Origin of the sequence: Idiomarina abyssalis (assembly GCF_900116625.1) — a bacterium.
GTDB classification, from domain to species: domain Bacteria; phylum Pseudomonadota; class Gammaproteobacteria; order Enterobacterales; family Alteromonadaceae; genus Idiomarina; species Idiomarina abyssalis.
Window position 1 is genome coordinate 152,185 of the sequence record NZ_FPBE01000004.1, and the last position, 13,653, is coordinate 165,837.

Sequence of the window (13,653 nt, forward strand, 5' to 3'; positions counted from 1 at the left end):
CATGAAGGTGAAGCGCAGCAATCATTCGAAGCTGTAGCAGCTTGTTCAGGAGTTAATTATGAGTTGGATTATTGGAGTTCTGTTGGTCATTGCCGGTGCAATCATTGGCTTTTTCGCAGCTCGTTACAGTCAGTCAAAAGGTCAGTCAGGCGACCTTGAAGAGCAAGTTCAGCAAAGCCAACAGCGTTTAACCGACTACCAGCGAGAAGTTGCCGAACACTTTGCAACGGCCAATGCCATGGTAGAACAGCTGGCCGACACACAACAGCGTCTGCAAAGCTATTTGAACCAAAGTGCTGAGTTACTTGAAAAAGGCGATGTTCAAAGCGACTTACCTTTTTTCGCTGAAGATACCCTTAAGCAGTTGCGCGTAGCCAACTCTCTGAACAAAGACCACCGCTCTGGTCGTGACAGTTACAGTGCTAACGACATGCCTCGCGATTACACCGAAGGTTCCAGCGGCTTATTCTCAAATAGTTACGAAGAAAAACCGGAAAAAGAGTCCTCAAAAACATCTTGAAACACTTTTAGAGTGAACTCATATAACCAGCAAGCGGTCTTAACTCGCAGACCGCTTGTTAGTGCTTTATTAAGGAGTCACTCAAACCATGAAACGAGTATTAGCTTTATTCAGTTTACTCTTTGTTTTTAGTTTTACCCCTATTACTTCGGCTCAGGCCGGTATCCCATTTTTTGGCAATGACGACGAACAACCTACTCTGGCACCTATGCTGGAAGAGGTTACACCTGCTGTTGTCAACATTTCCGTAAAAGGAAAGCGCGAGGTCAGACAACGACTACCGGATGCGCTTCGTTTTTTCTTCGGACCTAATGCACCGCGCGAACAAGTGCGCGAGCATCCATTTCAGGGGCTGGGTTCCGGCGTGATTATTGATGCCAAGAACGGTTATGTCGTCACAAATAACCATGTCATTGACGATGCAACTGAAATTCTGGTTACCCTAAAAGATGGCCGCGAGTTTGACGCCAAGGTTATTGGCACCGATAAACGCAGTGACGTTGCACTGCTGAAAATTGAAAATGGTGACAACCTTACCGCTATCGAACTCGGCCAGTCTTCAGACCTGCGTGTCGGCGACTTCGTGGTTGCTATTGGCAACCCCTTTGGTCTTGGACAAACGGTCACCTCGGGTATTGTGAGTGCATTAGGCCGTGGCGGGTTAGGTATCGAAGAATTAGAAAACTTTATACAAACCGATGCAGCGATCAACAGTGGTAACTCGGGCGGCGCACTCGTCACCTTAGACGGCAAGTTAATTGGCATAAACACCGCAATACTTGGCCCCAATGGCGGTAATATCGGTATCGGTTTTGCCATTCCGTCGGACATGATGAATAACCTGGTTCAACAGCTGATTGAATTCGGTGAAGTTCGCAGAGGCGTTCTGGGTGTGCGAGGCAACGACCTGACGCATGATGTGGCTCAGGCACTGAATATTCCCGTTAATCGCGGGGCCTTTGTTTCTCAGGTAGTACCCGGTAGCTCGGCAGCTGAGGCAGGTATTGAGTCTGGCGATGTCATCATATCGGTAAATAACCAGACCATTCGCTCATTCTCCGAGCTTGGAGCTATGGTTGGCTCGATAGGCTCCGGTAAGTCAATCGAACTTGGTATTATTCGCGACGGCGAGGAGCAGTCAATCAGCGTCACTTTAGGAGCGCAAGACACCTCAGTAACCGCAGCCTCTATCCACCCGGCTCTGGAAGGAGCGACTCTTGCCGCAGCTGATTCCGGCAAAGGTATAGAGGTGTCGGAACTCGAAGATCGCTCGCCTGCAGCCCGAATTGGCCTTGAGAAAGGTGATGTTATTCAAGGTGTGAATCGGCAGGCCGTCAGTTCTGTCGCTGAACTCAGAGCTGCCATTGAAGATAAAGCCGGCGTCATTGCGTTAAATATAAAACGCGATAACAGCTCACTCTTTATTGTGTTGCGCAACGCTAACTGAGATTGTGACAGACAGGTGGTATCAGTGCTATGCTGATACCACTTAATTTAATCGGAAACAGGTATGCAGCGACTCTCTTCAACCCTACGATTCTTGTTTCAGTCAGTCGGTTTAGGCCTGGTTGTTGCGGCCGTTGTCATTATCACTCAACCTTTATGGGGCCAGTCTGAGTCTTTAAGACAAACCAATTCCGAGGTTATTTCTTTTAACCAGGCCGTTCGTAAAGCCGCCCCTGCAGTGGTTAATATATACAGCATGGGTGAGATACAAGGTTCATACTACCAGCCACAGTCATCTCGCGTCTGGCGCCTGGGCTCCGGCGTTATTATGGACTCTCAGGGGTACATTTTAACCGCTCACCATGTTGTTGATAATGTCGATCAAATTGAGGTCGCTTTACAGGACGGACGTCGTTACGCCGCTCAGTTAATTGGCAGCGATCGATACACTGACCTGGCCGTACTTAAAATTGATGCCGACAACCTTCCCGTTATTCCGGTTCAGTCAACACGCCGCATTCAGGTTGGTGATATTGTTCTTGCTATAGGTAACCCCTACAACATCGGTCAAACAATAACTCAAGGAATCATCAGTGCCAGCGGAGGACGCGTAGGCGTCAGCAATTCCTACTCTGATTTAATTCAAATGGATGCTGTTATCAACCAAGGCGCATCTGGGGGGGCATTGGTAAATACCGCCGGAGAGCTAATAGGAATTAATAACGCCCGATACAACTCAGCTTTCGGTGATGGCGGCGAAGGGATTTATTTTGCCGTGCCCTATGAAAATGCACGCAAAGTGATGACAACACTCATTCGTGAAGGTAAGGTGGTTCGCGGCTTCATCGGCATTAGCGTTAATCCAAACTTCAGCGAAGAGCAATCTTTATCGGGGATATTGATTACCGACGTTGAAGCTGGAGGCCCCGCCGCGGCTGCCGGTCTAAAACGTAATGATTTTCTGGTCGCTATTGACGGAGAGCCTGTTCGTTCAGCTCCCGAAGGGTTGGATAGAGTAGCCAATAGCGAGCCGGGTACGGAGTTAGAAGTAGAGTTTTACCGTGACAACAAACGCATGACAACCACGGTAACCGTTGCCGAACTACCTCGTTAAGGAGCGGACGGCGATTAAGCCGTCACTCGCTCAATATCAGCACCTAAACCTTGTAGTTTCTTCTCAATGCCCTCGTAGCCACGGTCGATATGATAAATACGCTCGACGACCGTTTCTCCAGTAGCAACAAGGCCTGCAATAACTAGCGATGCCGAAGCGCGTAAATCAGTACACATAACTTCAGCACCGGTTAGTTCTTCTACACCATGACATAAGGCGGTATTGCCTTCTGACTCTACATTTGCACCCATACGTCTTAGCTCAGGAATGTGCATAAACCGATTTTCAAAAATCGTTTCACGAATACCTGCGGTGCCTTCGGCAATTGCATTTAATGCACAAAACTGGGCTTGCATGTCAGTCGGAAAAGCCGGATGAGGCGCGGTAATAATATTCACCGCTTTGGGCCGACCCTGGCTTTTTAACGTGATCCAGTCTTCACCTTTTTCAACCTCAGCGCCAGCTTCTTCCAGTTTTTTCAGTACAGCATCCAGACTGGCCGGGTCAGTGTTTTCGCACCGTATAGAACCGCCCGTTGCCAATGCAGCAACCAAAAAAGTACCGGTTTCGATACGGTCGGGCATGACGCTGTATTCACCGCCATGCAATTTTTCCACGCCGGTAATATGAATGATATCGCACCCGGCGTCGCGCACATTCGCCCCCAGGCTATTCAGAAAATTTGCTAAGTCGATAACCTCGGGTTCACGAGCCGCGTTCTCAATTACCGTTTCGCCTTCTGCCAATACCGCCGCCATCATCAGGTTTTCGGTACCAGTAACACTGACGGTATCTAATAAAATTTCCGCGCCTTTCAAACGGCCTTCGACAGATGCCTTAATGTAGCCATTTTCAACATCAATGTGTGCCCCCATTTTGCGTAAACCTTCAATATGAAGATTAACGGGACGGGCTCCTATTGCGCAGCCACCCGGAAGCGATACTTCAGCTTTTCCGGTTTTCGCCAATAGTGGCCCCAGAACCAGAATAGACGCCCGCATCGTTTTCACTAAGTCATAAGGCGCTTTAAAATGGTTAAGCGTGGTTGGGTCGATAGTCACACTGTTATCGTTCAGGCTACTGTGGCAAATGCCAAGGCAGTCTAACAACTCCAGAGTCGTATCAACGTCATGTAAGTCGGGAACATTGGATAACATGACTTTATCAGAAGGCAAAAGCGATGCCATAAGGATAGGCAAAGCCGCGTTTTTTGCACCGGAAATTTTGACCGAACCGGAAAGAGGCTGCCCACCCCGTATTTTAAATTTATCCATCAACTAACCAACAACCTTAAGGCATCATTAATTTTTTATCACGCGCCCAGTCTTCAGGCGTGTAAGCTTTAATTGAAACTGCGTGAATAGAGCCATCCGCAATTAAGGGGTTTAGTGGTCCATAAACGGCTTGCTGACGCTTAACCCGGCTCATGTCTTTGAAGTCTTCACTGACAGCGATAATTTCAACATTGGCACCTTCCGCTTTGACCAATAATTCTTCCAGTGAAAGCGCTTCGTTAAGCAAAGTTTTTAATTCTTCAGTATCCATTTTTATCTGCCGTTAGCTTAAAAGTGAGTAATGCGGCCTAGCTTAACGAAAGCAACGACTCGACGCCACTAACGCGGGCAATTTGTTTCAACTGTTCAGAAGCCCCAATACAGGTCAGAGGCCCTTTACCATCACCTACTAACTTAAGAATCTCAAGCAAGAAGGCAACCCCGGCTGTATCGATGACATCCACATCCGTTAAATCGACTTTTGTTTCCGAGCCAATGGACCAGCCTTTTCGTTGAGACCACAGTTTGGCTACACTATGGCGGGTCAATGAGCCGCTAAAAACCAGCGTTTTATCACTGCTTACTTTAACTGATGTCAGGCCTGTCTGCTGAGCACTCATTAAATTCCCTCTGCCGGATTCTCAACTTCGTCATCTGCTTTAATAGGTTCAGAAGCTTTCTTCTCAATCAGCTCTATCGTTTTATCAATACCATTAGCCCGAATAACCGATGAAATTTCGCTTTGCTTACTGTTAAGCAGACTCACACCTTCCACGACCAAGTCATAAGCTTTCCAAATTTCTTCATCCGAGTCATAGCGAATACGAAAATCCAGACGAATTTCAGGACGCCCTTCTTCTTTTACCCGAGTGCGCACAATTGCAGAGCGCGCATCGTCGGCCAAATCATTACTGGGCTCAAAGCTGACGCTGTGCTTACTCTCATCATATTGTGTGAATGCGCGCGCATAGGTCGCTACTAAATAATCGTAAAACGCACGGTAGAAACGCTCTCGTTGCTCCTTCGTGGTATCACGCAGATAACGACCTAATACCTTTTTAGAGGCATACAAACTATCGACGTACGGCATCATCTCATCTTCGACGATTTCCTTCAGATAGTTAGGGTCATCATCAATTTTGTCCCTATCGGATGCGATACGGTCAAAAGTTGTTTCAGCAACTTCTTTTAGTAGTTCGTGTGGATTCTCGTTTCGTATTAAATCAGCCGATGCCGATGCCACAAACAGGAGCATCGCCAACGTCGCTGTTACCCATTTATTTACTGCCATGGTGCTCTCCTTACAACCTAATCGTTACCCTGACTAAACAAGAACTGGCCTATTAAATTCTCCAGTACAAGTGCAGATTTCGTGTCTGTAATCATGTCCCCGTCTTCCAGCATATCAACGCTGTCATCAATAAAGCCGGGTTCAAGTCCGAGATATTGTTCACCTAATAGACCAGAGGTTAGTACCGACAAGGTGCTGGTTTCAGAAAACTGGTCGTACTCTTTACTGATACTCATTTCAACGCGCGGCTCATAGTAGTCGCCCGATAGCGAAATATTGGTAACTCGACCAACAACGACGCCGCCAACCTTGACCGGAGAGCGGACTTTCAGGCTACCAATATTGTCAAACTTAGCGTACAGGGTGTAAGTATCACCCGATGTCGTCATGGTGCCGCTTGCTGCTCTTAATGCGATAAAGAACAAAGCTAAAATTCCGACGACAACGAAAACGCCTACCCATAACTGTGTTTTTCTTGATTCCATGGTTATCCACCAAACATGATAGCTGTAAGAATAAAATCGAGTCCTAAGATTGCCAGCGATGCCGTCACTACAGTTGACGTTGTCGCGGCACTGATTCCCGCCGAAGTTGGTACAGCGCGATAGCCCTTATACAAGGCTATCCAGGTAACAACAAAAGCAAATACTATTGATTTAATAATGCCGTTGAGTAAGTCGTCCTGCCAATCAACCGCTGACTGCATTACTGACCAAAAGGCACCCTCGTCAACACCCAGCCAGCCCGAGCCAACCAGATAGCCACCATAAATACCAACAGCTGAAAACATCAGCGCCAGCAATGGCATACTGACTAAACCGGCCCAGAAGCGCGGAGCAACAACACGACGCAGCGGATCAACCGCCATCATTTCCAGACTGGACAATTGCTCAGTTGCTTTCATCAAGCCGATTTCTGCAGTGAGAGCAGAACCGGCACGTCCGGCAAAAAGAAGCCCGGTAACAACAGGCCCCAACTCACGTAATAACGACAAAGCCACCATGGGGCCAAGACTCTGCTCAGCGCCATAATCAACCAAAATAGTATAGCCCTGAAGGCCTAGAACCATTCCTATAAACAAGCCACTGACAATAACAATCAGCATTGACAGTACGCCAACAACGTACATTTGTTTCACAAACAGCGGCCAGGACTTGCTCGGTTGAGGCTTGCCAATAATAGCGCTCATTAACATGGCTAATGCGTATCCAATACCCGCCAGACTGTCTAAGACTTGTCGTCCGATAGACTGTAAAAACTGGATCATGCTTCGCCCCTTAACAAGTCTGTCGTAAAGTCATCGTCCGAGTAATGGAATGCTACCGGGCCGTCTGGCGCACCTTTTAAAAACTGCTGGATAATTGCGGTATCGTTTTCCCGCAACTCGTCCGGTGTGCCCTGACCGACCACCTTTTTATCAGCAATAACGTAGGCGTAATCAGCAATAGACAGAACTTCTTTGACGTCATGGGACACAACAATAGACGTAAGCCCCAGTGATTCATTCAGAGATTTAATGAGTTTTACAATCACGGCCATAGAAATAGGGTCCTGGCCAGCAAATGGTTCATCGTACAGAATTAGATCCGGATCTAATGCTATAGCCCTTGCTAAAGCGGCTCGGCGAGCCATCCCCCCAGACAACTCAGAAGGCATCAGATGACGGGCACCGCGCAGGCCTACAGCCTCCAGCTTCATTAATACAACGCTACGAATGAGTTCTTCGGGTAAGTCCGTATGTTCGCGTAGCGGAAATGCCACATTTTCGTAAACCGACATGTCGGTAAAAAGAGCGCCACTTTGAAACAACATGCTCATACGCTTTCGCAATTGGTACAGCGCATCGCGTTTTAACTTAGGAACTTCTTCACCGGCGACTTTAATGCTGCCACTGTCAGGCTTAAGCTGCCCGCCAATCAGACGCAGCAACGTGGTCTTGCCGATTCCGCTGGGGCCCATTACAGCAACCATTTTGCCTTTGGGAACAGTAAGCGACAAGCCGTCATAAACCCGGTGGCTTCCATGCGCGAAAGTTAGATCCTTAAGTTCTACCAAATTTGTCACGACAATTTCCTGTTAGGAGTTTCCATGCCATTATTTTAGCGGCATTCGGCATAACCTGATACCGATAAAGTGTTGCAAATCTTATCAGCGAATCGATTCAATTTCTGTCAATTCATCGACAAGTTTCAGTAAATATTGTGCAAAGTCCTCACGTTCATGTACGCAGGCATCGCATAAGTTTAGCTGTTCAAACAAACGAGCACCATGAACAGCATAGAACAAGGTCTTACCGACTTTTTTGCCGGCGATACGTTCAAGTCGTTGCAAAGTAACAGCAATATGCTCTTTTAGCGGCCCCAGCAGCTCAGGGTTGGTTGCAGCGGCGGCCAGCATGCCACTACCCAGGCGTGAACATTCGGCGTCAGTATCAAGAGCTGCTAGTAAGATACTTTTTAACTCCCCTTTTGGGTCATCGCTAAATTGTTGGTGATAGGATTCGCGTAAAGCTTCATACCTTTCAACTCGTCGTTTGAGCATAGCCTGTAATAAACAGTCTTTACTGTTGAAATGGTAGAGCAACCCGCCTTTACTTATTCCTGTCACCTGGCTTAAAGCATCAAACGTCAGGTGTGCAGCCCCTTCTGCCGCGACCAGCTGGTCTGCCGCATCCAGAATGACTTCCCTGTTACTGGGTCGCCCTGCTCCTTTTTTCTCTACCATAACGTCTTCACTTTACCTGTAGTCACTTTATTAACCGTCTGGTTGGTATAGTAATTATTTTTACAATAAAATACAAGATTTACCTGAGTACGGTAGGCAGAGTTGTATTGAATGACGTATTATACAAGGCAAAAGCACAACGCCAGAGGCATGACAATGAAGCAAGTAACCCAGAATTTTCGGCTGCTGGGCGAACAGGTACTGGATATCGAAAAGAAAGCGATAGAAGGTTTATACCAATATTTAGACGATAACTTTGACGCTGCCTGCCAAACGCTGTTTAACTGCAAAGGTCGGGTTATCGTTACCGGCATGGGAAAGTCCGGCCATATTGGCGGGAAAATAGCCGCAACACTTGCCTCTACCGGCACGCCTGCTTTTTTTGTTCATCCGGGCGAAGCCAGTCACGGTGACCTCGGCATGGTGGCAGCCCAGGATGTTGTCATTGCCATATCAAACAGCGGCGAAACAGCCGAAGTACTGAACATTATTCCGGTCATAAAACGCCTTGGTGTTCCCTTAATATCAATGACAGGCAAACCGGACTCCACTCTGGCAAGACTTGCCGACACCCATGTTTGTATTGCTGTTGAGCAAGAGGCGTGCCCACTGGGCTTGGCGCCAACAGCCTCTACCACAGCAACGTTGGTTATGGGTGATGCATTTGCCGTCGCTCTGCTGAACGCCCGCGGCTTTACTGCCGATGATTTTGCCTTGTCTCACCCTGGTGGCTCTTTAGGCAAACGGTTGTTGCTTCGCCTGCAAGATGTCATGCACACAGGCGACAGAGTTCCGATGATTCCGGCTGACGCTATTATCAGTGATGCCTTGTTAGAAATGTCGCGCAAAGGTCTGGGTATGACCGCTGTAGTGGATGAAAATAATCGCCTGGCAGGCATCTTTACAGACGGTGACTTGCGCCGCATTCTGGATAACCGGGTGGATGTCCACAAAACACCGATAGCTGATGTCATGACCCGCTCCTGCACGACCGCTAATGCAGATATGCTGGCCGCAGAAGCATTAAAACTGATGCAGGACCGCAAAATTAACGGGCTTATCATCACCAATGATGATGGTCAGCCGTGTGGGGCAATGAACATGCATGACTTACTACAGGCGGGAGTACTCTAATGGAGTGTATTAATACTTGGTACGGTGATATTGATAAGAGCCTGTTTAACCGCTTTTCCGAAATTAAGTTACTGGTTCTGGATGTGGACGGCGTTTTTTCTGACGGTCGAATCTATTTAGGTAACGACGGTGAGGAACTCAAGGCATTTCACACCCGTGATGGATTTGGCATGAAAGCGTTAAAAAAGTCCGGTGTTGAGACCGCGGTCATAACCGGCAGAACCTCACGCATTGTCGAACACCGCATGGAACATTTAGATGTTGGTCACATTTATCAGGGCCAGAACGACAAAATAGCTGCTTTCAATGAGCTGCTGAAGAAATTGAATTTGAGCACCGACCAAGTCGCCTATGTGGGCGATGATACCCCCGACTTAGCTCTGATTAAGGCAGCCGGCCTGGGTATTGCAGTACAGGATGCTCACGCATCGGTGCAGCAGCAAGCCGATTATATTACCCGTTGTCACGGCGGATACGGAGCAGTGCGGGAAGTCTGCGATCTCATCATGCTCAGTCAGGGCCAACTGCACCTGGCAACAGGAGCCAGTGTGTGAGCCGACGAGTTACTGTCATTCTTATTCTGCTATTCGGTGCCGGACTTTTGCTTGTCTGGCGCCCTTTTGGTGATGACACAGACGACGGTAGTGCAACGGCAACGCGCATGATGCGACCGGATTTCACCGCTTTTGGTCTGGAAACCCGCATTTTCGAGAGTGACGGCTTACTTGCGCATAAAATCAAGTCAGAGAAGATGTCGCATTATAATCAAATAGGCTTAACCGAACTTGAGCAGCCTACCTACACTGTCTTCTCGGAACAGGGTGACGAAATTTGGGAGGTCAGCTCTGCACAGGGCACTTTCTACGATGATCAAACTCTGATTTTAGAGCGCGATGTTGAAATCCTTGCGTTAGAGCCTGATACTCGAATTAAGCAAGTGTTAACCGAATACCTGATTGTTGATTTGAAAAACCAATCAATGAGCACCGAACACCCGGTGAGCATTCACGGACCCCGGCTATTAATTCGCGGTAACGGAATGAGTGCTGACCTGAAAGCTGAACGAATGGAGCTAAAAAGACATGTTAAAACGATTTTCCAGCCTGCTGAGTAGTTTTGCCCTTATTGCCTTAGTGCCTTGTGCAGTTATGGCTCAGGGTAAGTCCGACTTTAGCCAGCCTATGGAAGTAGAGTCGAGCCAGGAAGAGCTGGACATTAAAAACAACCGATTAGTTTTAACTGACAATGTCATTATTCGTCAGGGGTCGTTATTAATCCGGGCAGACAGACTTGAAGCCTCAGCCAGCGAAAATGCAGAACAAGCCGATACTTTTGTTGCAGAAGGCACTCCGGCTACTTACAGTCAGACTCTGGACGACGGCAATAAAATAAACGCAGAGGCCAACAAAATTACCTACTTTCAATCGGAACAGCGCCTGGAGCTTAGCGGAAAAGCCCGTATTTCCCAGGGCAGCAGCAGCTCCAGTGGTGATCTCATCACCTATGATTTAGACAAACAAACTATAACGGCGACCAGTTCCGGTGAAGAAGACAGTCGCGTCATCACCATTTTTACGCCAAAGGCAAAAACTGACTCCAACGAGAACAATAACGAGAACCCTTAATATGGCAACCTTACGAGTTAAACACTTAGCCAAAAGCTATAAAAGTCGTCAGGTTGTTAAAGACGTCAGCCTGGAGGTCAGCCAGGGACAGGTTATTGGGTTATTAGGGCCTAATGGAGCCGGCAAAACAACCACCTTTTATATGATTGTGGGGCTGGTTAACAGCGATAAAGGCCAAATTTTACTGGATGATAACGACCTCACTTTACTGCCAATGCATGAGCGGGCGCGCAGAGGTATTGGTTACCTGCCACAGGAAGCTTCTATTTTCAGAAAGCTAACGGTACGTGACAACCTGATGGCCATTTTAGAAACCCGCAAAGCGTTATCAGACAACGACAGAGAAGAACAGCTCGATGCCTTACTCGAAGAGTTTAATATTGGGCACATTGCCAACAGCCAGGGAATGAGTCTGTCAGGCGGTGAGCGCCGACGGGTTGAAATAGCCCGGGCGCTGGCAGCAGAACCCACTTTTATTCTTTTAGATGAGCCTTTCGCCGGTGTCGACCCCATATCCGTCATTGATATCAAAAAAATCATTGAGCATTTAAAGCAACGTGGTATTGGCGTATTGATTACCGACCATAATGTTCGTGAAACCCTATCGGTTTGTGAACACGCCTATATTGTTAGTCATGGCGAACTTATTGCCAGTGGGGACGCAGAAAGTATATTATCGAATCAACAGGTTAAAGACGTTTACCTCGGTGAGCAGTTCACCTTATAACGTGAAACCGGGACAGTCATTATGAAGCAAAGTCTGCAGCTAAAAATTGGTCAGCATCTGACCATGACGCCACAACTTCAACAGGCCATTCGCCTGCTGCAGCTTTCCTCGCTCGACCTTCAGGCTGAAATTCAGGATGCACTGGACGGTAATCCTCTGTTAGAAGTTGAAGGCGATGCCAGCAACGAGGCTGACAATTCCGACACCCGAAATATAGAAGAGCGGGATGACAGTCAGCGAGAAACCTCAGACGTTATAAAAACTCAGGAAATGCCGGATGAGTTACCGGTAGACAGCAGTTGGGATGACACCTACTCCAGCCAGACACCGGTCAATGGAGCCGCGCCCTCGGGTAAGTCGTTTGACGGTGACTTTGAAGTTTACCAGGGCTCGACCAGTGAGTCGTTGCAAGATCACTTGCTTTGGCAAATGCAGCTTTCCCACTTTTCTGAGGAAGACACCGCCATAGCCGAAGCCATTATCGAAGCTATAGACGACAACGGCTACCTAATGGTCGATGTTGATGAAATTATTGAAGCGGTGCGCCTGCCGGAAGTAGAAGCAGAAGAAGTTTGTATGGTGCTTAAACGCATTCAGCACTTCGACCCAATAGGTGTGGGAGCACGCAGCGTCAGCGAATGCCTTGCCATCCAATTGCGTCAACTGAGCGACGACACTGAGTACAAAGAGGTTGCTCTGTGCTTAGTGACTGAACATATGGATTTACTGGGTAGCCGGGACTTTCGCACCATTCAGCGTAAATTAAAGCTCTCGGAAGACGACTTGCGTCAAACCATGCGCTTGATTCAGCAGTTACACCCCCACCCGGGTGAGCAAGTTGCACAACAACCCGTTGAATATGTCATTCCGGATGTTGCTGTGACAAAAAAAAATGGGCGTTGGATGGTCGAATTGAATCCCGACAGCGTACCTAAATTAAAGGTCAATGAAGAATACGCTGCATTGAGTAAAGCAGCAAAGTCGGTAGCAGACAGTCAGTACATAAAAAACCACACGCAGGAAGCGCGTTGGTTTATAAAAAGCCTGGAAAGTCGAAATGACACGTTGCTAAAAGTTGCCAACTGCATAGTACAACGCCAACAAGGCTTTTTTGAGCATGGCGAAGAAGCCATGAAGCCTATGGTTTTAAATGATGTCGCCGAAGCGGTGGATATGCACGAAAGCACCATTTCGCGGGTGACAACACAGAAATACTTACACTGTCCGCGGGGCGTGTTTGAGTTAAAATACTTTTTCTCAAGTCATGTCAGCACTGAGGGCGGTGGTGAGTGTTCAAGCACTGCAATACGTGCTTTAATTAAGAAGATGGTCGCTGCAGAAAACCGCAGTAAACCGTTAAGTGACAGCAAAATTGCTGAACTGATAGCTGAACAAGGTATCCAAGTAGCAAGGAGGACAATTGCGAAGTATCGGGAATCGTTAAACATTCCATCATCGAGCCAACGCAAAAGTCTTTTGTAACTTTGTTAACTGCAAGAAGGAAGACGTTATGCAAATTAATTTGACCGGTCACCACATCGATATTACCGAAGCTTTACGTGACTACGTAGACACAAAATTTGCCAAGCTGGAACGACATTTTGACCACATTACTAATGTTCACGTCATCCTAAATGTTGAAAAAACAATTCAAAAAGCGGAAGCTACGCTGCACGTGAATGGCGGTGAAATTTTTGCCGACGCAAAACACGACGATATGTACGCGGCCATCGACGGTTTAATCAATAAACTGGACCGTCAGGTGATTAAACACAAAGAAAAAATGAAACAACATTAA

General features: G+C 47.5%; 18 protein-coding genes. 10 read left to right on the top strand and 8 right to left on the bottom strand.

Annotated features, from left to right (window positions below):
- Positions 1-58: 58 nt before the first annotated feature.
- From BM359_RS09145 to BM359_RS09155, 3 genes are all read left to right on the top strand, one after another.
- Positions 59-520, top strand: a complete 462-nt coding sequence (locus tag BM359_RS09145; protein WP_054489829.1) for a Z-ring associated ZapG family protein — start codon at positions 59-61, stop codon at positions 518-520.
- A gap of 88 nt (positions 521-608) precedes the next feature.
- Entirely contained in the window at positions 609-1,967 is a 1,359-nt protein-coding gene (locus BM359_RS09150; RefSeq protein WP_054489827.1) for a DegQ family serine endoprotease, read from the top strand.
- Positions 1,968-2,030: 63 nt separating this feature from the next.
- Positions 2,031-3,080 (top strand): trypsin-like peptidase domain-containing protein, encoded by a 1,050-nt coding sequence (locus BM359_RS09155; protein ID WP_054489825.1) that lies wholly within the window; start codon positions 2,031-2,033, stop codon positions 3,078-3,080.
- Between the two features lie 14 nt (positions 3,081-3,094).
- Here the strand turns inward: BM359_RS09155 and murA are convergent, their stop codons facing one another.
- The 8 genes from murA to BM359_RS09195 all read right to left on the bottom strand — a co-directional run bounded on the left by murA (position 3,095) and on the right by BM359_RS09195 (position 8,369).
- Positions 3,095-4,354 (bottom strand): UDP-N-acetylglucosamine 1-carboxyvinyltransferase, encoded by a 1,260-nt coding sequence (gene murA, locus BM359_RS09160; protein WP_054489823.1) that lies wholly within the window; start codon positions 4,352-4,354, stop codon positions 3,095-3,097.
- A 16-nt stretch (positions 4,355-4,370) separates the two neighbouring features.
- Entirely contained in the window at positions 4,371-4,625 is a 255-nt protein-coding gene (locus tag BM359_RS09165) for a BolA family protein (protein WP_054489821.1), read from the bottom strand.
- 37 nt (positions 4,626-4,662) lie between these two features.
- Complete coding sequence (locus BM359_RS09170; RefSeq protein WP_054489818.1) at positions 4,663-4,974, bottom strand: STAS domain-containing protein; 312 nt, start codon at positions 4,972-4,974, stop codon at positions 4,663-4,665.
- Entirely contained in the window at positions 4,974-5,645 is a 672-nt protein-coding gene (locus BM359_RS09175; protein WP_054489817.1) for an MlaC/ttg2D family ABC transporter substrate-binding protein, read from the bottom strand. Before BM359_RS09175 ends, BM359_RS09170 begins: the two co-directional genes overlap by 1 nt.
- Before the next feature lie 17 nt (positions 5,646-5,662).
- Positions 5,663-6,130, bottom strand: a complete 468-nt coding sequence (mlaD, locus tag BM359_RS09180; protein ID WP_054489816.1) for an outer membrane lipid asymmetry maintenance protein MlaD — start codon at positions 6,128-6,130, stop codon at positions 5,663-5,665.
- Between the two features lie 2 nt (positions 6,131-6,132).
- The gene (mlaE, locus tag BM359_RS09185) at positions 6,133-6,909 is read right to left on the bottom strand and encodes a lipid asymmetry maintenance ABC transporter permease subunit MlaE (protein ID WP_054489966.1); all 777 of its coding nucleotides are present in this window, start codon (positions 6,907-6,909) and stop codon (positions 6,133-6,135) included.
- Entirely contained in the window at positions 6,909-7,709 is an 801-nt protein-coding gene (locus BM359_RS09190) for an ATP-binding cassette domain-containing protein (protein ID WP_054489813.1), read from the bottom strand. Before BM359_RS09190 ends, mlaE begins: the two co-directional genes overlap by 1 nt.
- 84 nt (positions 7,710-7,793) lie before the next feature.
- Complete coding sequence (locus BM359_RS09195; protein ID WP_054489808.1) at positions 7,794-8,369, bottom strand: TetR/AcrR family transcriptional regulator; 576 nt, start codon at positions 8,367-8,369, stop codon at positions 7,794-7,796.
- A 156-nt stretch (positions 8,370-8,525) separates the two neighbouring features.
- Between BM359_RS09195 and BM359_RS09200 the strand changes: the two genes are divergently transcribed.
- From BM359_RS09200 to hpf, 7 genes are read left to right on the top strand one after another with little or no spacing between them, the layout of a single operon-like run.
- Entirely contained in the window at positions 8,526-9,503 is a 978-nt protein-coding gene (locus tag BM359_RS09200) for a KpsF/GutQ family sugar-phosphate isomerase (RefSeq protein WP_082332156.1), read from the top strand.
- The gene (gene kdsC, locus BM359_RS09205; protein WP_054489806.1) at positions 9,503-10,057 is read left to right on the top strand and encodes a 3-deoxy-manno-octulosonate-8-phosphatase KdsC; all 555 of its coding nucleotides are present in this window, start codon (positions 9,503-9,505) and stop codon (positions 10,055-10,057) included. Before BM359_RS09200 ends, kdsC begins: the two co-directional genes overlap by 1 nt.
- Complete coding sequence (gene lptC / locus BM359_RS09210) at positions 10,054-10,617, top strand: LPS export ABC transporter periplasmic protein LptC (RefSeq protein WP_054489805.1); 564 nt, start codon at positions 10,054-10,056, stop codon at positions 10,615-10,617. Before kdsC ends, lptC begins: the two co-directional genes overlap by 4 nt.
- Positions 10,586-11,128, top strand: coding sequence for a lipopolysaccharide transport periplasmic protein LptA (gene lptA, locus BM359_RS09215; protein ID WP_054489803.1), 543 nt, complete (start codon positions 10,586-10,588; stop codon positions 11,126-11,128). Before lptC ends, lptA begins: the two co-directional genes overlap by 32 nt.
- Position 11,129: 1 nt before the next feature.
- The gene (lptB, locus tag BM359_RS09220) at positions 11,130-11,855 is read left to right on the top strand and encodes an LPS export ABC transporter ATP-binding protein (protein WP_054489801.1); all 726 of its coding nucleotides are present in this window, start codon (positions 11,130-11,132) and stop codon (positions 11,853-11,855) included.
- Positions 11,856-11,876: 21 nt separating this feature from the next.
- The gene (locus BM359_RS09225; protein ID WP_054489799.1) at positions 11,877-13,337 is read left to right on the top strand and encodes an RNA polymerase factor sigma-54; all 1,461 of its coding nucleotides are present in this window, start codon (positions 11,877-11,879) and stop codon (positions 13,335-13,337) included.
- 28 nt (positions 13,338-13,365) lie between these two features.
- Complete coding sequence (hpf, locus tag BM359_RS09230; RefSeq protein ID WP_054489797.1) at positions 13,366-13,653, top strand: ribosome hibernation promoting factor; 288 nt, start codon at positions 13,366-13,368, stop codon at positions 13,651-13,653.

Coding starts and splice junctions, on each gene's coding strand:
- BM359_RS09150 (WP_054489827.1), top strand. CDS start 609: ATGAAACGAGTATTAGCTTTATTCAGTTTACTCTTTGTTTTTAGTTTT.
- mlaD (WP_054489816.1), bottom strand. CDS start 6,130: ATGGAATCAAGAAAAACACAGTTATGGGTAGGCGTTTTCGTTGTCGTC.
- lptA (WP_054489803.1), top strand. CDS start 10,586: ATGTTAAAACGATTTTCCAGCCTGCTGAGTAGTTTTGCCCTTATTGCC.
- BM359_RS09225 (WP_054489799.1), top strand. CDS start 11,877: ATGAAGCAAAGTCTGCAGCTAAAAATTGGTCAGCATCTGACCATGACG.
- BM359_RS09175 (WP_054489817.1), bottom strand. CDS start 5,645: ATGGCAGTAAATAAATGGGTAACAGCGACGTTGGCGATGCTCCTGTTT.
- BM359_RS09195 (WP_054489808.1), bottom strand. CDS start 8,369: ATGGTAGAGAAAAAAGGAGCAGGGCGACCCAGTAACAGGGAAGTCATT.
- BM359_RS09165 (WP_054489821.1), bottom strand. CDS start 4,625: ATGGATACTGAAGAATTAAAAACTTTGCTTAACGAAGCGCTTTCACTG.
- BM359_RS09155 (WP_054489825.1), top strand. CDS start 2,031: ATGCAGCGACTCTCTTCAACCCTACGATTCTTGTTTCAGTCAGTCGGT.
- BM359_RS09145 (WP_054489829.1), top strand. CDS start 59: ATGAGTTGGATTATTGGAGTTCTGTTGGTCATTGCCGGTGCAATCATT.
- murA (WP_054489823.1), bottom strand. CDS start 4,354: ATGGATAAATTTAAAATACGGGGTGGGCAGCCTCTTTCCGGTTCGGTC.
- BM359_RS09170 (WP_054489818.1), bottom strand. CDS start 4,974: ATGAGTGCTCAGCAGACAGGCCTGACATCAGTTAAAGTAAGCAGTGAT.
- kdsC (WP_054489806.1), top strand. CDS start 9,503: ATGGAGTGTATTAATACTTGGTACGGTGATATTGATAAGAGCCTGTTT.
- hpf (WP_054489797.1), top strand. CDS start 13,366: ATGCAAATTAATTTGACCGGTCACCACATCGATATTACCGAAGCTTTA.
- lptB (WP_054489801.1), top strand. CDS start 11,130: ATGGCAACCTTACGAGTTAAACACTTAGCCAAAAGCTATAAAAGTCGT.
- BM359_RS09200 (WP_082332156.1), top strand. CDS start 8,526: ATGAAGCAAGTAACCCAGAATTTTCGGCTGCTGGGCGAACAGGTACTG.